Annotated in this window: 15 protein-coding genes and 1 pseudogene; 5 read left to right on the top strand and 11 right to left on the bottom strand. The window is 43.9% G+C overall.

The genetic code is table 11. The features are described 5' to 3' along the window. Positions 1 to 26: 26 nt before the first annotated feature. From EL84_RS14180 to EL84_RS14165, 4 genes are read right to left on the bottom strand one after another with little or no spacing between them, the layout of a single operon-like run. A complete protein-coding gene (locus EL84_RS14180; RefSeq protein ID WP_047842125.1) occupies positions 27 to 542 on the bottom strand; it encodes a hypothetical protein in 516 nt (171 codons plus the stop codon). A 58-nt stretch (positions 543 to 600) separates the two neighbouring features. Next, positions 601 to 1,047 carry a hypothetical protein gene (locus EL84_RS14175; RefSeq protein WP_047842124.1) on the bottom strand — a complete coding sequence of 149 codons (447 nt, stop codon included), beginning with the start codon at positions 1,045 to 1,047 and terminating at the stop codon, positions 601 to 603. A gap of 3 nt (positions 1,048 to 1,050) precedes the next feature. Beyond that, on the bottom strand, positions 1,051 to 1,545 hold the full coding sequence (locus EL84_RS14170) for an NUDIX hydrolase (protein WP_053061488.1): 495 nt from the start codon (positions 1,543 to 1,545) through the stop codon (positions 1,051 to 1,053). Then, positions 1,542 to 1,940: a winged helix-turn-helix transcriptional regulator gene (locus tag EL84_RS14165; RefSeq protein ID WP_047842123.1), complete on the bottom strand. Its 399-nt coding sequence runs from the start codon at positions 1,938 to 1,940 to the stop codon at positions 1,542 to 1,544. Before EL84_RS14165 ends, EL84_RS14170 begins: the two co-directional genes overlap by 4 nt. Positions 1,941 to 2,185: 245 nt before the next feature. Here EL84_RS14165 and EL84_RS14160 point away from each other — a divergent pair, with 245 nt between their 5' ends. Continuing rightward, entirely contained in the window at positions 2,186 to 2,773 is a 588-nt protein-coding gene (locus tag EL84_RS14160) for an NAD(P)H oxidoreductase (protein ID WP_047842122.1), read from the top strand. Between the two features lie 128 nt (positions 2,774 to 2,901). Here EL84_RS14160 and EL84_RS14155 read toward each other — a convergent pair whose 3' ends face one another. The 5 genes and pseudogenes from EL84_RS14155 to EL84_RS14135 form a co-directional block, all read right to left on the bottom strand. Beyond that, positions 2,902 to 3,543, bottom strand: a complete 642-nt coding sequence (locus tag EL84_RS14155; protein WP_047842121.1) for a FusB/FusC family EF-G-binding protein — start codon at positions 3,541 to 3,543, stop codon at positions 2,902 to 2,904. Between the two features lie 294 nt (positions 3,544 to 3,837). Then, positions 3,838 to 5,453, bottom strand: a pseudogene (locus EL84_RS14150) (xylulokinase). A 318-nt stretch (positions 5,454 to 5,771) separates the two neighbouring features. Beyond that, the gene (locus EL84_RS14145) at positions 5,772 to 6,281 is read right to left on the bottom strand and encodes a hypothetical protein (RefSeq protein WP_047842120.1); all 510 of its coding nucleotides are present in this window, start codon (positions 6,279 to 6,281) and stop codon (positions 5,772 to 5,774) included. A gap of 191 nt (positions 6,282 to 6,472) precedes the next feature. Beyond that, positions 6,473 to 7,345 (bottom strand): carbohydrate ABC transporter permease, encoded by an 873-nt coding sequence (locus EL84_RS14140; RefSeq protein ID WP_047842119.1) that lies wholly within the window; start codon positions 7,343 to 7,345, stop codon positions 6,473 to 6,475. Positions 7,346 to 7,361: 16 nt separating this feature from the next. Beyond that, entirely contained in the window at positions 7,362 to 8,324 is a 963-nt protein-coding gene (locus tag EL84_RS14135; protein WP_370739087.1) for an ABC transporter permease, read from the bottom strand. A gap of 170 nt (positions 8,325 to 8,494) precedes the next feature. Between EL84_RS14135 and EL84_RS14130 the strand changes: the two genes are divergently transcribed. The 3 genes from EL84_RS14130 to EL84_RS14115 all read left to right on the top strand — a co-directional run bounded on the left by EL84_RS14130 (position 8,495) and on the right by EL84_RS14115 (position 14,153). Beyond that, the gene (locus EL84_RS14130) at positions 8,495 to 10,306 is read left to right on the top strand and encodes a sensor histidine kinase (protein ID WP_047842118.1); all 1,812 of its coding nucleotides are present in this window, start codon (positions 8,495 to 8,497) and stop codon (positions 10,304 to 10,306) included. A 422-nt stretch (positions 10,307 to 10,728) separates the two neighbouring features. Next, positions 10,729 to 12,339, top strand: a complete 1,611-nt coding sequence (locus tag EL84_RS14120; protein ID WP_047842116.1) for a response regulator transcription factor — start codon at positions 10,729 to 10,731, stop codon at positions 12,337 to 12,339. Positions 12,340 to 12,473: 134 nt separating this feature from the next. Beyond that, positions 12,474 to 14,153, top strand: a complete 1,680-nt coding sequence (locus tag EL84_RS14115) for an ABC transporter substrate-binding protein (protein ID WP_047842115.1) — start codon at positions 12,474 to 12,476, stop codon at positions 14,151 to 14,153. A 101-nt stretch (positions 14,154 to 14,254) separates the two neighbouring features. On the opposite strand, the gene EL84_RS14110 is transcribed toward EL84_RS14115, so the two are convergent. Further along, positions 14,255 to 15,469: a hypothetical protein gene (locus tag EL84_RS14110; protein WP_047842114.1), complete on the bottom strand. Its 1,215-nt coding sequence runs from the start codon at positions 15,467 to 15,469 to the stop codon at positions 14,255 to 14,257. 57 nt (positions 15,470 to 15,526) lie between these two features. Beyond that, positions 15,527 to 16,129: a hypothetical protein gene (locus tag EL84_RS14105; protein ID WP_047842113.1), complete on the bottom strand. Its 603-nt coding sequence runs from the start codon at positions 16,127 to 16,129 to the stop codon at positions 15,527 to 15,529. Positions 16,130 to 16,441: 312 nt separating this feature from the next. Here EL84_RS14105 and EL84_RS14100 point away from each other — a divergent pair, with 312 nt between their 5' ends. Next, positions 16,442 to 16,990: an RNA polymerase sigma factor gene (locus tag EL84_RS14100; RefSeq protein ID WP_047842112.1), complete on the top strand. Its 549-nt coding sequence runs from the start codon at positions 16,442 to 16,444 to the stop codon at positions 16,988 to 16,990. Positions 16,991 to 16,993 lie beyond the last annotated feature (3 nt).

Here is a 16,993-nt window from a genome sequence, read left to right as displayed (position 1 = left end):
GCATCTCTCCTGCTGATTTTTAGAATTTACTTTGCGATTGAAGCGTAAAGCTTTTTAATTTGTGACGAGAATTGAGCTGCACCTGGAATATGTGTGCGTTTAAAATAAGCTGTTAATTGTTTAGGATGGTTTTTGACCATATCATATTCAATGATGGTGTTAGCGATAACAGATCTCGTAAAACCTAATACCTCGACCACTTCAGATCGATCTCCTGCCTCAAGCTCCTCACCTTCTGGAAATTCTCCATCTGGATCATCTTCCAATTGTTCACTGAATGTAAAGCGAGCCAAAACATAGGACGTTATGTGATCCTTGTCTCCGTCCATCTGCTCCATGATCCACTGTATACACTCCTCTTCGGTTGGAGCCGAGACGCTGAAACCCTCCAGCACATATTTCCGTTCTTTAAATGAATCCATCAGCAACGATGCTTCAAAACTGGCATGCTCGACAAATTGGACCTGAGGTTTAAGCTGAATGATTTCTGCTGTTACCTGTTTATACCAATCACTCGTTAGAAATTGCTCTATGGTTTGCATCACTTCGCCTCCAAATCTTTAGCCTTAACGACTCCTTATACTCAACAGACGTACTGGTCTACCCCAAGGTTTGAAACAATTTGTGTTTTATTTCTTTGTCGTTTCGCGCAGCCCATTCATGAACAGCTTCTACGCCTGCGGATTCCTGACCTCGTTGAAAATAAAAACATAGATCCATCGGCACTAACCGTTTACCATAGAGTTTGATGCCAATCCGTCTGTAATTCACATAAATACACTCAATCTGAGATGCATCATACCTCTGATGTGTCGTAGAAATCACATGATCGCTTTCCAGCGTAATACTGGGTTTAGTGAAAAATAACCGCCAGATCAGGAAAACGATATACACCAGAATATAGGTCAATAGAGCGATCAGGGAGTACTTCCAAATCCCATTTTTATTGTAAATACCATCCCTTAAAAGTATAGTTTCAATGACCAACATACATAGTAGGCTCAACCATGCTCTTGGATAAATCGTCTTGTATGTGATGAGTTCCATCTCCTAATTATTCTCTTCATTAATCCGAAGCCACTCGGAAGGGGTTTTTCTGGCAAAATGTTTTTCAACAAAATCCAAAATATCATCAATGCCGGGCAATGCCGCGTTTTCTTTGGCTTCGTCAAACGTCATCCATTGGTACTCGATATGTTCATGATTTAACCGGACAACCTGGCTTTCATCCACATATCCTACGAATACGGGAGCGGTATAGATATAATCCTCTATGGGTGAGTAATATTGTTCGAATTGATTGGCAGAATACAACCGGACTTCCGTAATACCTGTTTCCTCGTGGACTTCTCTGAGTGCAGCTTCCCATGCCTTCTCGCCCTTTTCTATCCCGCCGCCAACATAACACCATTCGTTATGCAACATACGACCAGCCCGCTTCAGCATCAGTACACGGTATTGATCGAGGCTTTTCTTCAACAGAACTACAGCCACGCCTTCACAACGAATAGGGACTACCTGTTTCACGTGCTCCGCACCATTCAATTTCTCGCCCCCTTCTCTTCAGAATCGAAGTCCTCCAAAACTTTAAACTTATCTCCGTGGATTTTATCCAGATGCTCTTCTCCCCAATAACATAAATGGTCCAGGGCAGGCTTTAGTCCCCAGCCGTAGTCCGTTAACTCATATTCCACTTTGGGAGGAACCTCCGAATATACCTTGCGCTGCACAATCTCATCCTTTTCCAGACCTCTGAGCTGTGTTGTCAGCATCTTCTGCGTAATGTCGGGTATTAACCGCCGAAGCTCCGACGTGCGTTTCCGTCCTGTCATCAAATGATAAATAATCAAAGGCTTCCACTTTCCGCCCATCACTTCCAAGGCCGCTTCCACGCCTACTTTATATTTCTTTGTAGCGTTTGTGTCTTCATGTTCCGTCATTTTTGAACCCCTCCATAATCAGGCTATATCAAGGTGAATCTTAATCTTTTTGGTGCTCTTCTTTCTATTATTTGAGCCTATTTCGAGGCATCCATTTAGGGTACTTTAATGTTCCTATAGCACTTCATTCTTCCTATAGAACATCAAAGTGCGTACTTCCAGATGTTTTCATACCTGTTTATAATAGCATCAGCCACTGATTTATGGCTACAAGACTGCAATCCAGAAAGGTAGTGAAAGATAAGATGAACGTACTCGTCGTAGTATCCCACCCGCGTAAAGATTCCTTGACCTTTCAGGTAGCTGAACGTTTTGCACAGGGGCTTACCGAGGCTGGTCACAGTTATGAGATATTGGATTTGCATGGGATTGGATTCGACCCGATTCTTCGTGAGATAGACGAACCAGACTATACCCAAGAAAATCAGGTATTCTCGCCTGAGGTTGAGACGGAGATGGATCGGTTGAAGAAACACGATGCTGTGGCTTTTGTGTTTCCTCTCTGGTGGTGGCATCTGCCAGCCATGTTGAAAGGCTATGTGGATCGTGTCATGAACAACGGGTTTGCCTACGGCGCGAACAAACTTCCTCATCAGCAGATATTGTGGATCTCTCTTTCGGGTGTGACGGAAGAACAGATGCAGAAGCGCAACTATGGTCAATCGATCGCCAATTTGCTCAATGTGGGTATTGCCGATTACTGCGGCGTGTCCCAATCGAGGGTTGAGTTTTTATATGAAACGTTGGAATCCAAGCCTGAGCATTATGAGGCACTGCTGAACCATGCACATCACTTGGGACTGAACTATGCCAACGATATTCCGACTCCATGATCGTATGAGAAAAAAGGTATGACCCGAATATGTATTCTGAAGTTTTGTGGTACGTTCAATATCGAATCACAACGCTTGAACACGCAAAAAGGTCGCTCCGAAGAGCGACCCTGCTTGTGTGTCTTGCATTATTTTACTGTCGAGAGAAGAAACTTCTCCAGCATAGTGATATCAGTGATGCTATGGTTGCAAGCTGTGTTATCCATGCATACGTACTGGGCAATGGAAGAAAAGTTGTCTGGCGAATGAGCCTTGGTCTTCACGTTGAAGAATCCAAGCTCCTGATGACGATGACAGAACATACAGTATCCCTTCTTGTTCGTCGCCGTAATTCGCCCCTCAATCCCTAGGAATCTGCCTTCATACGGATACACGATGAACAAGCGATCGGTAGCAATATCGGTCCATCTCAGATAAGTTGTACGCGCGTAATCGATGGATTCCAGATCCGGCACCTTAAGCTTCTTTACCTTGGGAAACAGCTTCTGAATCTGCTTCGCGGATACTTGCGGATATGGAATCAGATATGATTCCAGCCCGTTCAGATACGTCTGCAATTCATATGTCGTCTCATACGTGGATAACTGCTCCAGCAGTTGCTTCTGCTCCGAAGTGAGTTCATCGAAGATGCTCACCGCATTGGTGCCGACCGTATAACGTACGGTTTCCAATACTTTGGGATCTACAACCGAGCGTAGCGTTTTCAGCAGGAAATCAGCTTGTTTTTGAATATAATTAAATTGATGATTCTGAATAAATGGTGTTTGCATGGCGTTCAGCCCCTTATTTTTATTGGAAGAACAAATAAGGTGCAAAGCCTGCGGGATGAACCATTATGTTGATATTGATTTCAGGGCAACAATCTCATTTTTGTCGCGCCCTACACAAAGTCCGCCCCTATTCAGGCTTTGCGTAAGGCTTTCTAGCGAACGAGCAATCCGGCATCATCCATATTGCCACGTCATAACCCCCAATGCAGTAGATATACAGGAATTATAGCAGGGCAGCATAGTGTAGGCAACGGGCTTCGTTCCAATTTCCTCTGTTCAAGAAATTATTACATCTCAGGCTTTCTTCCCATTTTCCAGAAAATGATCTACTGCTGACTGCTCAATGGCCAGCCCTTCCGTGTAACGCTCCATGAACAAGGCAAATCCATTCACGTCTGCGCTATTTGGAGAAACCTCTTGTCCTTCTGCATCAATAAACACCTTAGTAGTAAGGTACTCTGCCAAACCCTCGTGCTGCTGCTTATTAACCATGTAGGAAGCCAAAATAGCCATTCCCCATGCGCCACCTTCACCCGCGGTAGACATGACCGACACGGGAATATTCAGTGCGGATGCGCATATTTTTTGAGCGACTCGTGGGGTTTTGAACAATCCGCCATGCGCCCAAATGTGCTCAATCGTTACGTGCTCCTTCTGTGTAAGAATATCCAGCCCGAGCCTTAGTGCAGCAAACGCAGCAAATAGATGAACTCTCATAAAGTTTGCCAGATTGAAGCGGCTCTCTGGAGAACGTACGAACAACGGACGACCTTTTGCAATTCCTGTAATGTTCTCGCCTGAATAGTAGCCATAGCTCAGTAAGCCACCGCCATCAGCGTCAGCTTTCAGTGCTTCATTGAACAACACACTGAATAATTGGTTCATATCGGGCTTCTGTCCCATCGCCTCATAAAACTCACGGAACATGTCGACCCAAGCATTAATATCGCTGGAGCAGTTATTCGCAAGAACCATAGCCACAGGATTGCCATCAGGTGTAGTGACGATGTCAATCTCAGGGTATACCCTAGATAGGTTTTTATCTAATACAATCATGGCAAAAATCGATGTACCTACGGAAATGTTACCCGTACGTTTTTGGACACTATTCGTAGCGACCATGCCTGTTCCAGCATCGCCTTCCGGAGGGCACAGTGGAATATTGGATTCCAAGTTACCTGATGGATCTAACAGTCGTGCACCAGCTTCACTAAGATATCCGGCATGTTCACCGGCAGTGTACACTTTAGGTAAAATATCTTTAAGATTCCACGGGTAGCTTTTGTCGGCAATTAAATCGTCAAACTTTTTTACCATTTCTTCATGATATCCCAGTGTGGATTCATCAATTGGGAACATACCGGAGGCATCCCCTATACCTATAGCTTTACTGCCAGTCAACAGCCGATGTATGTAACCTGATAGTGTCGTAATATAATTGATGTTCGTAACATGCTCTTCTCCGTTCAAAATCGCTTGATACAAATGTGCGATGCTCCAGCGCTCTGGAATTTTAAACTGGAATTTCTCGGTTAGCTCTGATGCAGCCTTCCCCGTTGTGGCATTGCGCCATGTACGAAACGGAACCAATAACTCCCCTGTTTGATCAAGTGCAATGTAACCCTGCATCATAGCAGAACATCCGATCGAGCCAATTTTTTGTATCGTTACACCATAATTTTTTCAATCTCTTGCTTTAATTGATGATAGGTTTGTTGCAACCCATGAATCATGTCATCCATAGGGTAAGTCCAGTAACCGCCAATCAATTGATTTTCCCACTCATAACTGCTGGAACAGATGGTATTAAAATGGTGATCCATGAGTACAGCTTTGATTCGTGTGGATCCAAATTCAATGCCCAGCGAAGTTTCTCCCCTGACTATTGCTTGTATCAAGTTTTGATCCATCATCGTATTCATCCTCTCTGAATTTGGGATTCAGCCGATTCGAGAATAAAGTCATCTTAATAACCCAAGTCATTTTAAAGTTCAATACATTCGATAAAATTATCCCAAGTTATTCTTCTAAAATCCATTTTGAATTCCCTCCTGCACTTATTATCATTACTATTTTCTTCTCTATCTCACTGCACTCGTAAAACTCGCTTTAAAAATAAGATCATACACATTCGTGTAAGAATCGTAATACTCAAGTGCCTGTTTTCTCTCTTCGTAAAACGACTTCAACCTCTCTTTGTCTCCAGTATCAACATAAGCGATTAACTCTCAACTTGCTTTTTTGTATGCTTCTACACTTCGTCTCGCAGATCCAAAATCAAAGGAATTATAGTCTAGCACGGGAGTAAAGTTCTCCGGTCGGATTCCCGCATTTGATTCAGCTTCCGCTATGAACTCGTGTAATTTCGAGAAATCTACCGGCTCTTCCAGCAGCACATTGCCCAAAATGTGAACCACTTCCTGATCCATCTTGTTGAATCGCGTTGTAGAGACATGATTAAACACATGCATCTCCATCAAATTTCTGGCGTACAGAAAATAGCTATTAATCAAATGAAGCGTTGAGTTTTTATACTCTACCGAGAATCTCGCACCTCGAAGGATATTAGCCGGGATATATACTCGGCCGTCTATCATTTTCGCTTCGGCTCCTGCCTGTGTTTGGAGTTCCTTTTCATTAAAAATCACGCTGATTTTCTTAGGTGCACTTGAAACGGTGTGAGCCATGGAGCAGCTTAATAACGTTACAGCAAGTGTCAACATCATCATCTTTTTCACTATGTACAACTCCTCGATAGGAATAATCAGGATATACTTGCATTTCATTTTTCTTATCGTACCATTTTATTAAAATAAAGGTAATGCACTACATATGCGCAACGTTCTTTTTCCACAAAAAGAAGCCACCTCCCTGGCCTTCCCCAGTTCAGTGACTCCATTTTGCAATCCTATTCATTTCCTACATTCAACTACTCCTTAACAGCTCCAACCACAATCCCCGTTACAAAATAACGTTGCAGGAACGGGTACACAAGCAGGATCGGCAGTGCGCTGATAAAGATTTGCGAAGCCCGAATCGTCCGTTGGGACAGGTTCTTCACCGCTTCTGGATCAAGCTTCGACATATCGGCCTGCACGATGATCGTCTGCATGAATGTCGCGAGTGGAAGTTTTTCCGCATCACGGATGTAGATAATCCCGTCAAAATATGCGTTCCAATGTCCAACCATCATGAAGAGAGAAACCGTTGCAATAACAGGTACGGAGACAGGCAGGTAGATTTTGATAAACGTCTGCAAGTGACCTGCGCCATCGATAAATGCAGCTTCCTCCAGGTCCTTCGGAACGGTACGGAAGAAGTTCAGCAACAGAATGATGTTAAACACCGCAACCAATCCCGGCAGGATCAAGGCCAGCAATGTGTTCATCAGTCCCAGCTTCAGAATCAGGATATACCCCGGAATGAGGCCACCGCTGAACAGCATCGTGATGACAAAATACCACAGATAGATGTTACGTGCGCGGAACACCCGCGTCTCTTTGGAAAGCGCATAGGCTGCAAGCGTATTAACAATTAACGCAAGTCCAGTACCGAGTACCGTCCGCTCCACAGATACCCATAAGGAGGAGAGGAAGTTGGTATTGGCAAATGTCTTCGCATACGCCTCCAGTGTGAATCCAATTGGCCAGAACGTGACGAGACCAGCATTTGCAGGCGCAGATGCGCTAAGTGATACCATGAGCAAGTGATACAAAGGCAGCAAGCAGAGCAGTGAAAGGATGGTCAGGAACACATTGTTGAATATGCTGAATATGCGGTAAGGCATCGTTTTATGATACATTCGTTTGTCATCCTTTCTAGAAAATTCGATATCCGGCGAATCGGTAAGCCAGTCGGTACGAGATCACAATCAGGATCAGGCTGATGACCGATTTGAACAGATTCACAGCGGTAGCGAAACTGAACTGCCCACTTAACAGACCTTCTCTATACACAAACGTATCGATAATATCTCCTTGTTGATAAATCAACGGACTATATAAGTTAAAGATCTGGTCAAAGTTGGCGTTAAGCACATTACCCAGTGCCAAGGTTGCGATTACGATCCCAATGGGAATCAGTGCCGGGATGGTAATATACATCGTTTGCTTCCAGCGTCCTGCCCCATCTACTTCAGCTGCTTCATAAAGTGCAGGGTTAATGCCAGACAGTGCCGCGAGGAAGATGATTGTGTTGAATCCAAACTCTTTCCAGACATCACTCGCAATAATTGTGAATCGGAACCAGCTGCCATCCCCCAGGAAGAAGATCGGTTTGATGCCGAATACCGAAACCAGGAACTGATTGACAATACCCGTCTGAGCCAGAATGTCGATCAGGATGCCTGACAACGTAACCCAAGACAGAAAGTGAGGAAGATACACGAGTGTTTGAATTGTTCTTTTCAGTGCCATCTTCCGTACCTCGTTAAGCAATAAGGCGAATACAAACGGAATGATCAAGTTCATGACGATCTTCGTACAGGCAAAAAATAGCGTGTTCCACGTAATTTGCAGGAAATAATCATTTTCCCACATATACCTGAAGTGCTTCAGTCCTACCCATTCGGAATTAAAAAATCCAAGTGCAGGTTTATAATCTTGAAATGCCATCAAAATCCCGGACATCGGAATGTATGAAAATATAAAGACCATAATGGCCGCCGGCAACACCATGAAGTGCAGAATCCATGGCTGTTTGTAGCGTTTTTTTCTCTTTTTATCCAGCTTGTTCCCAACGTTTGCCTGCGGGATCCGCTTACCCTCCAATTTAGCCTCCATAGCGCTTCTCCTGTTCCCAAAAAAAGTTTTTGTGTGTGATCGGGTTCTCTGATATAAATAGTATCAAGCCGTTCTGAGGTCTGACTATATAACATTGTTAGGCTTGATAGTGTTTTGTTAGGGTATCATCGGAAGAGGTTGTTTACACACGAATTAGAAGGAGACTTTTCATGCATATATGGAAGCGCTTAATGCCTTTTCAAGGTACTACCAGATCCCGATTCAGTCTTTTTGCCAAAATAAACTTGTTAATTGTGGTCTTGTTCATCCCCATTCTGATCATGTACACCTACTCGAATAACGTCACCTATGATGTCGTCAGCAAAGAACTGCAGATCTCCAACACCAAACAGCTCACGTTTCTGTCCAGTCAGATCGACTCCCGCATCAATCAGATGATGGATTTCAGCCTAATTCTCTCCCGAGATCCAAATGTCAGAGCTTTCAACGGCCTTAACATGTGGGATGATCGATATGACCGGATGCAGACCCGTTATGTGATACAAGAGAAGATGACGTTGCAAACCGGCGTTACGGATATATGGCCTACCCGATATGCGGTGTATTCACAGCAGAATAAGGATGTCATAGCCAACTACAACCAAACGACAGGATATGATGAGGCGTATTTGAAAAAAAATATGAGTGGACGATGGACCTATGGGGATCAGGGAGCCGCATCACAGGACGAACTAAATTCCTTCTATTGGTTTTATACCGATTCCTTGGCACAGCCGGGGATGCTCACGGGAAGTAATCTGGTGATTGAAGCTAGCTTCAGCTACGAAAATATTCAAAATATGCTGGATACGTATAAAGCGGGTGGACAAGGCGATCCTTTCTTGTATCACAAAGGAAATTCACCCATTCTCAATCGCAGCGCGGACAAACAGTTATCAGCAGAACTTATTCAGTACTTGGATACGCATTCTCCCGAAGATACCACACAGGACGTGGTCGAACTGAACGGCAAGAACTATCTGGTTAGCTCCGTAAAGTCCACCTATCTGGATTGGCATCTGGTTGACGTGATCCCGCTGTATCAGATTTTGAAACCCATCTCGCTGAGTCAGAATCTGTTCTACACCTGTATGATATTGCTGCTGGTGGTGGGTATCTCGGCGTCAATCCTGCTGTACCGGAATGTTCAATATCCGATCAAAAAACTGATCAAAGGCTTACGCCGCGTAGAGCAGGGTGATTATTCTGTGCGACTGCATAGCAAAAACCAGAATGAGTTCTCATTCCTGTTCCGCCGATTTAACGATATGTCTCATCAGATTCAAGATCTGATCGAGAATGTATTCCATGAGAAAATTAGAGCAAGGGAAGCTACGCTGAAGCAATTACAAGCGCAGATCAATCCGCATTTCCTATATAATTGTCTTGGTTATATCATCAACATGGCCCAGATGAAGGACGAGCAAGCCGTGGTCTCCATGGCGCATAACCTTAGTGCGTATTATCGCTACACCACCCGCATGGAACGGGAGACGTCGTCGCTTCAGGAAGAGATCAAGCTGCTGATCAACTATCTGGATATCCAGAAGCTGCGTAATGGTCGCATTGAATATCACATCGATATCCCTGAGGATATGCTCTCCCAGTCGGTGCCACGATTAATGCTTCAGCCGATGGTCGAGAATTCCGTGATTCACGGCGTGGCGAAGTCCTATTCATCCGGGGAAATCCGAATTACCGGGGAGCGTTTGAATGGTTTTGGCAGAATATACATCGACGACGATGGTCCTGGCTTAAGCCCGGAACAATACGAAGCGCTAAACTTGAAGATGCAGGAACCTTTACAAGAAGAAATGGGCTGCGGCCTTTGGAATACGCACCAACGAATCACGCACCTGTTCGGCAGTCATTCCTACCTCCTATTCGGCCCATCCCCACTTGGCGGGTTCCGGACCGAGATTATCTGGGAGATACCAAAAGAGGATACAGATTCCGATAAAGGAAATACCGATACAAATTAATTTCGATACTAACGATAAGTTGATATTTGATTTTGAACGAACCATTTACACGTGAACGCAGAGGACAGAAAAAACCTGAAGAAGCAAAGCGTTCGGAAGTGTTCTCATGAAAACCAATTGGAAAGAATGCCGCATCGGAGCATACGCTTCGCTTTTATTACAAATTCAACCTTTATATAGGGCTTGTTTTAAAATAAAGGGATTAAACTTTACGTGAACCAAAGCGAAGGATTGAAGGGATTCTGGAGAAGCGAAGCGTTCGCCTTTCAAGCAACATTTTAACCATTCAATCTTCCAATTCAGAAAATGGGGCTTGAACAGCGATCGAAAGAACCCTTCAAATCCGTAGCGACCTCGTTCACAAGAAGCATCCATTGATTTTAACTCTTAAGACTTATATACCACCAAGGAGACACTACACAATGCACATGATGATCGTAGACGACGAAGCACACTGGGTCGATAACCTGTCCATGACCAAGCCCTGGCATACGCTGGGTATTGAACATGTGCATAAAGCATACTCGGCACACGAAGCACTACAAATGATCGACACCCATCCCATCGATATCGTGATCTCGGACATTCAGATGCCCGAAATGACAGGAATTGAACTGATCGAACGCATCCGCATACGGGACAAAAAAATAAAATGTATTCTGTTATCCGGATATTCCGAATTTGATTACGCCAAAAAAGCCATTCAGTTCGAAGCTGTAGACTATCTGCTGAAGCCGCCCACAGACGATGAACTAATGGGTGCTGTGCAGAAGGCCATTGATCAATTGAACAGCGAATGGGAACTTGTCAGTTCACTGACACGAACGCAGTTTACGTTGCGAGAGAATCTTCCCCATTTGCGGGGACGACTGCTCCTAGGGGCTTTGCAGGGACAACGAATCGCCGCTGCCGAATGGGATCGGAAGCTCGCTAATTACGCTCTGCCCTTTCATACCGGGGATGTTGCATTAATGCTGGTTCGTTTGGAAGAAGAATTCGGACACTATGACAGCAATGATCAGACCCTGATCGAATATGCCATCATCAACATGGCGGAAGAGATTATGGGTGAGTTTATGGAAGTGTGGGGCGTCAAGGAGGAGCACGGATATCTGGTGTTTTTACTTCAGTTGAAAGAACGGAAAGGCGATATTGGCAAAGAAACCATTCTGGAGAAGCTGTCCATTCAGCTTCAATCCAAAGTAAAACAATTTCTGAAAGGCTCCCTCTCCATCGTTATCACCGAGTGGTTCACCTTTCCGGATCAGCTCTACGATCGCTTCCGTCAGGCTTCCGCCTATTTCCGGCAGATCGTCGGCGATGAACGTGAATTTGTCATGCGTGTCAGTGATGTCGAGACACCTGCGGCGCAAGGTCCCTTGGACGTACTGTACACCCCGCCCACCTTCATTAGTTTGTTAGAAAGCGGACAGTGGGATGCCGCCGAAGAGAAAATCCTCGCGGTCTGCGCTGAGCTGGATGAGAAATGGTCGGAATCCTGGGAGCATTGCATGGAGGCTGGTTTTCTTATTACGGCTTCGTTCACCAATATTGCCCACCGAAACAAGCTGACTTTGACTACTTTAATGGGCAATGATGTCGAGGATTTGCAAAGTGGGGAAGTTTTCGCTACCATCAGTAAATTGCGGAAATGGTCGCTCAGTGTGCTTGGCAAACTCAAGGAAGGCACGTCCAACGAGATCAAGGACATCCGTTCCGAGTATGTGAAGAAGATTCAAGATTTTACGGATAAGAACCTACATCTGGATGTGTCTTTGCGTGTGCTTGCTGACCATGTCAATCTGCACCCGACCCATTTGTCCAAGATCTATAAGATCGAAACGGGTGAAGGCATCAGTGATTATATCTCGCGCCTGCGCATGGATCGGGCCTGTCACAAGCTGGTCACGACCACCAAAAAAGTGTATGAAATCAGCATGGAGATTGGTTATATGGACCCGGCTTATTTTATCAAAGTGTTCAAGCGCCAGTTCGGCGTTACGCCGCAGGAGTACAGAGACCAGCATAAATAACATGACTGAAAAACGGTCTTTTGGAACATTCACTAATAGAGTCCTATCGAAACTAAAAAACTCATATAGATGCACTCCCGCACAAGTTGGTACAGTTAAACTGTAAAGATCATACACCGTAGGGGGATTGAACAATGATCAAATTCAAAAAAACATGGTGGTCACTGCTCATGGTTATCGCGCTCATCACGATCACTGCGTGCGGCAGTGGCGAGACAGGCAGTGACAATGGTAATAATACGCCGGGAACTGTCGGCTCAGCTGAAGCAGAAGCTGCTTTTGCTAAAGGAAAATATGATCCACCCATCGAGTTCAGTTCGGTATTGATGCCGAAGAAATACGTGCAAGGAGATACCAAAGAAAATAACGTGCACGATCGCTGGATGCTCGAAACGCTGGGTATGAAGCATAAAGATACTTGGTATCCGGCCAATGACGATCAATACAGACAAAAGCTGCAACTGGCTATCGCCTCTGGCGAGAAGCTGCCAGATTTCGTCACCGTACCCACCAATGCGGTACTGACCAATCAGCTGATCGACTCCGGTCAATTCATCGCCATCGATGAGTTGTTCGACAAGTACGCGAGTCAGACCCTGAAAGATCACGCAGCAGCACATCCTGAACTGTGGTATCCGTTCACCAAGGACGGCAAGAAATACAACATGCCAATCATGGAGTACACCGATAACGACGATACACTGCTCTGGCTCCGCGAGGACTGGATGGAGAAGCTGAACCTGGAAGCTCCGAAGACCATCGCAGACCTTGAGAACATCATGGACAAATTCAAGAACGAGAACCCGGACGGCCTGTCTCCAGACAAAGTATTCCCGCTGGCGATCTCGCTGAAAAATAACACCAACACCTGGATGGGTCAGCTCGACTGGTTGTTCGGTGCATACGGCACAATCGAGGAGCAATGGAACAAAGACGCGAACGGCAATCTCGAGTACGGCTCCGTTAACCCGGGTGCCAAACAAGCCCTTGCCAAGCTGGCTGAATGGATGGATAAAGGTTATATCCACGCTGACTCCGCGCTGTGGGACGAAGGCAAATCCGCTGAAAGCTGGACAGCTGGCAAAGCGGGCATTCTGCCTGGCGCAAACTGGGTACCGGACTGGCCTGCACCTGACCTGCTGAAGAACGTACCTGGCTCAAAGTATAAAGCTTACCCTGTTCCAGCTGGCCCAGACGGCAAGATCGGTACGAAGTGGCAGAACTCTGGTGTCAACGCAAGTATCATGATCAACAAGGATGCGAAACATCCAGAAGCAATCTTCTTGTATTACAACTACCTGCTGGATAACCTTGCAAACCCGAAAGCGGGCAGTGAGTATGAATACGGCTTCGCCAAAGGTTACGACTGGGATATCATTGACGGACAACCGACCAGTGACAAAGAGAAGATCAAAGACTTCTCCAACGAATTCCCTTTCCTGACCGGCCCAGCACGTATCCCGGATCTGTACATGAAAACACTCGTGAAGCTGGCCAACGGCGAGAAGCCTGAAACACCTTACGAGAAACAAATGGCCGAATTCCGTAAACCGGAAAACTGGTATGCAGGTAAAGTCGTTATGTCCCAGATCGATGTCCGTAAACAAAACTACTTCACTGGCGCTGCAACACCAACCATGGTATCCAAATGGAACCTGCTCCGCCAGTCCGAGATGGAAACCTTCAACAAAATCATCTATGGCAATCTGCCAATTGATGCCTTTGACCAATTCGTCGCCAACTGGAAATCCAATGGCGGTGATCAGATCACGCAAGAAGTGAATGAATGGTTTAAATCGGTAAGTGCGAAGTAAGGATTAGATTTTTTGAGAAATAAAGAGTAAACAAAACAAGCCGAAGCGGTAAGATACACGCTTCGGCTTGTTTTTCTATATCTAGTTAACCCAGCTTTATTCTAAGCTTCGTTTTGGAAAGCTTTCCTTTGAGCATTTATAGCTCCTGAATCCTCTTCATTTAAGGATTGCACCTTGTTTAAGAGTTCTTTCAATTTCATTATTTTGATCGTATGTTTCTCAATAATAGCCTGATCCTCTTCTTGGAGAACTTCGTTTGTTGAGAAGGCTTCTACAATTTTTGAACTTCTTTCCAAGCTTTGATTTATTTCTTGAATTAAATCAGTTTTAGACGACGAAGTGGCCGCAAGCTCAGGTTGGCTTACTTCATATTCCTTAAAATCATGTGCGTAATAAAAAACGTCTTCATCTGAATTCGTAAATTCCTCAACACTTCTGGAAGAGATATTCAGTTCCTTTGCTCTTTTATCAAACTGCTCTCTTGGAATTTCTTCAATTCCATACTCTTCTTTTTCCGTAGCCGACATCATTCCCGGGTTCCATTCCTCATTCGTTTTAGCTGCTAAACTCCTTCCTGCACTACCAGCTTCAAGATTCCGGTATCTTACACCCGCAGATAAGAGTTCGTAACCCGGACCAAAAATCATATATTCAGTTGATATTTGGGCGGTCTGGTTAGGCTCCACATCAGCGATGAACCAGAAGTACTGACCGGTATCTGAAATATCAGATGACCAATCCCACTTTCTCCACAAACGATTATCAGTAGAAATAACGTCATCCACTGTACTACGCATTGCATCAATTAATCCAACAACTGACCATGCATACCCAGCACTTAAATTGTTAATAGCTGTAATTGCAAAACCAATAACAGCGCCCGCAAGAGAGCTATAGCCTGGTTTTGAACCTGAAGATTCTGGCGCAGAGCCAATATACTTACTGTCTGCGCTGGACCATAAAGCTAATTTGCTTGTATTCGAGGTTCCTTCTATTTCAAATGCCGCTATTCTTATTCTACTTGTCGCTTTATCGTTGTATCTACTTGCTCCTGTTCCAACCAATCTATAGTTGAATCCCCAGGCTCGGCGAGCACTTGACCATTCTGCACCCATAAACCCAACCGAATACGCGCTGTAGATATCATAATGATTATTTCCAGCTTCCTTCCAAGTCAGAGAATTACTTGCCTCTGTATGATTGACAGGTTGATCCGCTGCAAAAGCATAATTTCCAAACAATATTGTCGAAAAAATACTTGTAATTAGCAGTGCGCTTACAGCTCTTTTTAAAGGCTTTCTTAATAATGAATTCATTTAGGTCAACTCCCTTTGTATTCGTTTCCCAAAACAAAAGAATCACAATTAAGTACTTTAAAACACCGGAACTTCAACAGAATCTGTACCCATAACTCTTTTTCCATTTTTCTCTTCTGACCCGACCTCAATACCAATTTTTAATGACTCAGAGGGGGACACACCCTTTTGATCCGGACTTAAATCAATCACGATCGTTCCAGTACCTCCGCCATTTGCTGTGAAATTCCGCTCTCTCCCAATTTCGATCATCGTGCGCCAAGAAGAGTCATCAGAAGAATTCATCCAGGTGGATACATACTCAGCGGGCTTTAACTTCGATTGATTTTCAGGATAACTGCTGGTGATGCTGGAGACACTCCATTGATCAGGGATATAAAATGCAACACCACCCCAGTCAGCGGGGTCAATCTCTACATGTGCTACTATTTTGATATGATCAATATGCTCCTTCTCACCCTCAACGAATATCGACCCTTCTGTCATTGTCTTTAAATTTGTTGATTTAGCATCCAGATCAAAGTTCTTAATTTGAATAATATTGCCATTAACCACTGGCTCATTGGCTTCCTTTTTGTTGAAATTCAAAAAAAACAGAATAGATACAATTACAATAAACATAAAAAGCAAGATTAAGTATTTAGATCTTTTTTTCTTCATATATCCATACCTCACTTCTGCCTTTGTTTCTTTAAGCTTAACACATAATTAACGCCCTCCTTTCCTTATCAGCTCCTCCCAAGCCTTCGCAGAATTAAATTCATGGTGTAAAGGTGCATACATATATAACGTTACAATCTGCATTATCTAACGAAAAAAGTATGAATATGTAAAATATAAAAATCAATTGAATTACTAGTGATATGAATCAACAAAATTAAATAACTTATTATTCCATATAAGATGTATAATTAACAATGAACAGATTGTTCTGTTTCGTGTTAATTACATAAAAATTTATGGAGGACACGTATGGTTCAATGGTTTGATTTTTTTAGAGACCCACTAGACAGTGTTGATTCAACAATTCAGGAAAAGGTGTATAGCTCTTTTTACAAGTTCGTATATCCGAGCGTTTATTCCATGATACTTGATTATTCATTAACAGAAGATATTATTCAGGATGCTTTCATTAAAGCAATCACAAAGGGTCCATATATTAGATCAGATGCGAACATCCCAGCTTGGATTAAACGATTGACCTATAATACTACTTTAGATTACTTAAGAAAATTGAATAGAGAGCGCCGCTTTTTGGCACACCCCTGCAGTTACAATACTGAAACTCTCAGTGATGCACTTACTGTGGAACGAGAAGTAGAGAGAACTGAGACTAACGAAGAACTTTACAGAGCAATTGACGAGTTAAAATTAGACTATCAAGTAGCTCTTCTATTATTTTATGTGGAGGGAAAAACGTATCGTGAAATCTGTCAAGAACTTCATTTAACAGAGTCTGTATTTACACAAAGATTAGCTAGGGCCCGAAAAAAATTACTTCACAATCTCCAAAAAAACTGATTT

It is taken from the genome of Paenibacillus sp. VT-400 (assembly GCF_001029205.1).
GTDB lineage: Bacteria > Bacillota > Bacilli > Paenibacillales > Paenibacillaceae > Paenibacillus > Paenibacillus amylolyticus.
The sequence above is the reverse complement of the archived record's forward strand: the minus strand, read 5'-3'. Positions and strand labels throughout refer to the sequence as shown.

Excerpts from the sequence above, each read along its gene's own strand:
- EL84_RS14160 (WP_047842122.1), top strand. The coding sequence starts at position 2,186 with ATGAACGTACTCGTCGTAGTATCCCACCCGCGTAAAGATTCCTTGACC.
- EL84_RS14105 (WP_047842113.1), bottom strand. The coding sequence starts at position 16,129 with ATGAAGAAAAAAAGATCTAAATACTTAATCTTGCTTTTTATGTTTATT.
- EL84_RS14115 (WP_047842115.1), top strand. The coding sequence starts at position 12,474 with ATGATCAAATTCAAAAAAACATGGTGGTCACTGCTCATGGTTATCGCG.
- EL84_RS14120 (WP_047842116.1), top strand. The coding sequence starts at position 10,729 with ATGCACATGATGATCGTAGACGACGAAGCACACTGGGTCGATAACCTG.
- EL84_RS14135 (WP_370739087.1), bottom strand. The coding sequence starts at position 8,324 with ATGGAGGCTAAATTGGAGGGTAAGCGGATCCCGCAGGCAAACGTTGGG.
- EL84_RS14140 (WP_047842119.1), bottom strand. The coding sequence starts at position 7,345 with ATGTATCATAAAACGATGCCTTACCGCATATTCAGCATATTCAACAAT.
- EL84_RS14175 (WP_047842124.1), bottom strand. The coding sequence starts at position 1,047 with ATGGAACTCATCACATACAAGACGATTTATCCAAGAGCATGGTTGAGC.
- EL84_RS14180 (WP_047842125.1), bottom strand. The coding sequence starts at position 542 with ATGCAAACCATAGAGCAATTTCTAACGAGTGATTGGTATAAACAGGTA.
- EL84_RS14155 (WP_047842121.1), bottom strand. The coding sequence starts at position 3,543 with ATGCAAACACCATTTATTCAGAATCATCAATTTAATTATATTCAAAAA.
- EL84_RS14100 (WP_047842112.1), top strand. The coding sequence starts at position 16,442 with ATGGTTCAATGGTTTGATTTTTTTAGAGACCCACTAGACAGTGTTGAT.
- EL84_RS14165 (WP_047842123.1), bottom strand. The coding sequence starts at position 1,940 with ATGACGGAACATGAAGACACAAACGCTACAAAGAAATATAAAGTAGGC.
- EL84_RS14130 (WP_047842118.1), top strand. The coding sequence starts at position 8,495 with ATGCATATATGGAAGCGCTTAATGCCTTTTCAAGGTACTACCAGATCC.
- EL84_RS14110 (WP_047842114.1), bottom strand. The coding sequence starts at position 15,469 with ATGAATTCATTATTAAGAAAGCCTTTAAAAAGAGCTGTAAGCGCACTG.